This window comes from Variovorax sp. 20P10.2.4, from assembly GCF_058244205.1.
The window spans coordinates 1-2,807 of sequence record NZ_JBZAYE010000816.1 but is presented as its reverse complement, the minus strand read 5'-3'; the positions used below and the strand labels follow the sequence as shown (position 1 = coordinate 2,807).

The 2,807-nt window shown below is 71.5% G+C and carries 2 protein-coding genes and 1 pseudogene; 2 read left to right on the top strand and 1 reads right to left on the bottom strand.

The genetic code is table 11. The features are described 5' to 3' along the window. Nucleotides 1–1,090: MFS transporter (locus AC27VN_RS38010; RefSeq protein WP_490880005.1), on the bottom strand; the 1,090-nt coding region annotated here is incomplete at its 3' end. Between the two features lie 148 nt (nucleotides 1,091–1,238). On the opposite strand from AC27VN_RS38010, the gene AC27VN_RS38005 reads away from it, so the two are divergent. Continuing rightward, complete coding sequence (locus tag AC27VN_RS38005) at nucleotides 1,239–1,643, top strand: ArsR/SmtB family transcription factor (protein WP_490880004.1); 405 nt, start codon at nucleotides 1,239–1,241, stop codon at nucleotides 1,641–1,643. 57 nt (nucleotides 1,644–1,700) lie between these two features. Then, nucleotides 1,701–2,807: pseudogene (locus AC27VN_RS38000) on the top strand (hypothetical protein); the annotation flags it as partial.

Here is a 2,807-nt window from a genome sequence, read left to right as displayed (position 1 = left end):
ACGGCAGCGAGCGCACCTTGTCGGCCGCCACCACCAGCGAGCCGATCCATGCGCCCAGCGCGATGCCGAAGTACATCGCCGAGGCATTGAGCGACAGCACCACCGACACCGCCTGCGGTGCCTGCTGCACCAAGGTGACCTGCTGCACCGGCGGGAACGACCAGCCCACCACGCCCCAGGCCATGATCAGCCCGAACACCAGGTAGACCGCGACCTGCGGCGGCGCCGCATGCGCGACCCAGGCCAGGCCGGCCTGCACCAGGCCCAGCGCGGCCAGCGCCAGGCCGCCCACGCGCAGCGCGCCGAAGCGGTCGGCCATGTGGCCGCCCAGCAGGTTGCCGATGGCGCCGCAAACGCCGAACGAGAGCAGCGCCAGCGCCACGCCGTCGTCCGACAGCCCGGCCACCAGCCGCAGCAGCGGCGACAGGTAGGTGTAGACACCGAAGATGCCCGCGAAGCAAACCAGCGTGACGCCCAGCGTCATCAGCACGTCGGGCCGCGCGGCGATGCGCAGCCGCTCGCGCAGGCTGGGCACGGGCCAGGGCACGGTGAGCGGGCGCAGCCGGGTCAGGCCGAGAAGCGACACCAGCGACAGCAGGCCGATCATCCAGAAGGTGGCGCGCCAGCCGAAGCTGTTGCCGACCCAGGTGCCCAGCGGCACGCCGAGCACGGTCGCGGCCGTCATGCCCATGTAGAGCAACGCCAGCGCCCGGCCGCGCCGCGACGGCTCGGACGAGGCGGCCGCGTACGAACCGGCCGCCGCCATGAACAGCCCCGCGAACAGCGCCAGCAGCACGCGCGCGATCAGCAGCGCCGTGAAGCCCGGCGCGAGCGCGGCGATCACATTGGCGAGCGTGAAGCCGCCCATCGCCAGCCGCAGTTGCCGGCCGAACGGCCAGCTCGCGGTCAAGGTGGCCGTGACCGGCGCCGCGATCGCATAGGTGAAGGCGAAGGCCATCACCAGGTGGCCGGCCTGCGCGATGGTCACGTGCAGGTCGCGCGACACCGCGGGCAGGATGCCCGCGATCACGAAGCCCTCGGTGCCGATGGCGAACGCGCCCGCCATCAGCCAGATCAGTTTTGTCAGCATCCGTTACTTTCCGATTGGTTCAACGACTGTTGAACAAGGGCCGCGAGCGTACTGCGAAGCCGGCCTTTGTTCAATAACCGTTGAACTTCGAGGTCCTTGGAGTCCTTCGGCTTAACGCGAAGGTGTCGCTGGGTTACCCTGCTGCGCCATGTCGACTCCCGAGCTCCCGCACCCGGCCACCGAAGACATCGACCTGTCGGCCGTCTACGACGCCCTGCGCGATGCCACGCGCCGCCGCATCCTGCTGCTGCTGGACGAGCACACCGAGCTCAACTGCTCGAGCTTCCTGGGGCTGGGATCGAAGTCGCGGCTGTCCTACCACCTGGCCCGGCTGCGCGAATCGGGCCTGACGCAGACCCGCGCCGAGGGCACCGCGCGCTACATGCGGCTGCGGCGCGACGACCTCGCGCGGCGCTTCCCGGGCCTGCTCGACGCCATGATCACGGCCGCCCGCCAGGAGCGGCAGGACGCCCCGGCACCGCCGCCGGCACCCGCGCCAAACACCGCCGGTCGCCGGGGCGTGAAAAAAGCCCCCGCACCGGGCAACAATTAGTGACCTTTTCTTAAGGCCAAAGGTTACATTCAGGCTCCAGCGCAGCGCACACCTGCCATGAACCGGATCGGCTTCTTCCAACGCACCACTTTCCCGCCGGGAAGCGCGCACTCGCGCCCGGCGAGCTTCATTCCCTGGCTGATCGCGGTCCAGCTCTTCGTGCTCGTGCCGATGCTGGTCTTCAGCGTCTACGTCACCACGCGCATGGGCGACCAGGCCGAAGCCCGCGAGCGCCAGCTGCTGCTCGACAAGGCCAACAGCACCGCCGCCGCGATGGCGCGCGAAGCCGACCGCCTGCGCGCCGACGTGCACCAGCTCGCCACCCTGCCCGGCGCGGGCCAGCGTTTCGAGGTGCTGGCCTCGGGCGAGACCTCGGTCGCGCTCCATGCCCTCTACCGCCAGTACAACCCGAACGCGCTGGCCGATGCCGCGATCGCGCGCGCCAGCCTGCGGCCCGAGGGCTTCGGCGTGGTGCTGCGCGAACAGATCTGGCCCGAGGGCTGGATCGCCTCGCTGGTCGACGCCAGCGGCAAGGTGGTCGCGCGCTCGCGCGACGAGGACCGCTACCTCGGCCATCACGCCACGCCGCAGCTGCGGCAGAAGATCGCCGGCGCCGACCGCAGCGTCAGCAGCACGCTCACGCTCGACGGCCTGAAGGTGCTCTCCACCATCGCGCCGGTGCCCGGCACGGCCTGGTGGGTCGCGGTCGGCGTGCCCGAGGACACCCTGAACCGCAGCGCCCGCAACCCGCTGGCCTCGCTGCTCGGCATGGGCAGTTGCCTGATCGTGCTGGGCCTGGCCGCCTCGGCGCTGATCGCGCGCCGGCTCAACCGCGAGTTCCGGCCCGCGTTCCTCAACGTGCCCGACGTGGTGGTGCCCAGTGCCACCGCGCGCGCGCTCACCGTGCCCGGCCCCGCGGCCGAGGCCATGCCCAAGCCCGGCGTGGCCGCCGAAGTGGCGCCCGCGCCCGAGGACATGGCGCATGACGACACCACCGGCCTGCCGCTGCCCGAGGTCTTCCTCGCGCAGGTGCGGCAGGCGCGCAGCGTGGCCGAGAACAGCCCCGGCTTCCTCTGGTGCGCGATCAGCGTCGAGCTCGGCGGCCTCTCCGCGGCACGCGACCGCCTCGGCGAGGAAGCGGCCGAACGGCTGCTGCAGGCCTTC